Consider the following 702-nt stretch of genomic DNA (forward strand, 5'->3'; position numbering starts at 1 on the left):
GGTTTCGTGATGCACCGCTGGCAGCGGATGGTGTCTGTTGCGGCTCTACCCCCTCTCGAAAGCAAGAAGCCCCGCGCGGCTTGCGCCGGCGGGGCTTTTTGTCGGTGCGGTCGTGCTTACAACCCGGCGGCGGCGCGCAAAGCGTCGACCTTGTCGATCTTTTCCCAAGTGAAGGCGGTGAAGGTGTCGGCCCCCACCGTCATCTCGTAGGGATTGCGGCCGAAGTGGCCGTAGGCCGCGGTGGCGCGGTACATCGGGTGCAGCAGGTCGAGCATGCGGGTGATCGCGTAAGGGCGCAGATCGAAATGCTCACGGACCAAAGCGATGATCTTGTCGTCGCTGAGCTTGCCGGTGCCGAAGGTGTTCAGCGAGATGGATGTCGGCTGGGCCACGCCGATGGCGTAGGAGACCTGAATCTCGCAACGATCGGCGAGGCCGGCGGCGACGATGTTCTTCGCCACGTAGCGGCCGGCGTAGGCGGCCGAGCGGTCGACCTTGGACGGGTCCTTGCCTGAGAAGGCGCCACCGCCGTGGCGGGCCATGCCGCCGTAGGTGTCGACGATGATCTTGCGGCCGGTAAGGCCGCAGTCGCCCACCGGGCCGCCGATGACGAACTGGCCGGTCGGGTTGATGTGGTACTGGGTGTCCTTGTGCAGCAGCTCCGCGGGCAGGCTGTGCTTGATGATCAGCTCCATCACCGCT

Annotated in this window: 1 protein-coding gene; it reads right to left on the reverse strand. The window is 65.7% G+C overall.

The features are described from left to right. Positions 1-116: 116 nt before the first annotated feature. A partial coding sequence (locus tag CXQ97_RS20850; protein ID WP_181035160.1) for a methionine adenosyltransferase domain-containing protein occupies positions 117-702 on the reverse strand: 586 nt, incomplete at its 5' end.

This window comes from Arthrobacter sp. B0490 (assembly GCF_002929355.1).
In the GTDB taxonomy this organism is placed as follows: domain Bacteria; phylum Actinomycetota; class Actinomycetes; order Actinomycetales; family Micrococcaceae; genus Arthrobacter_D.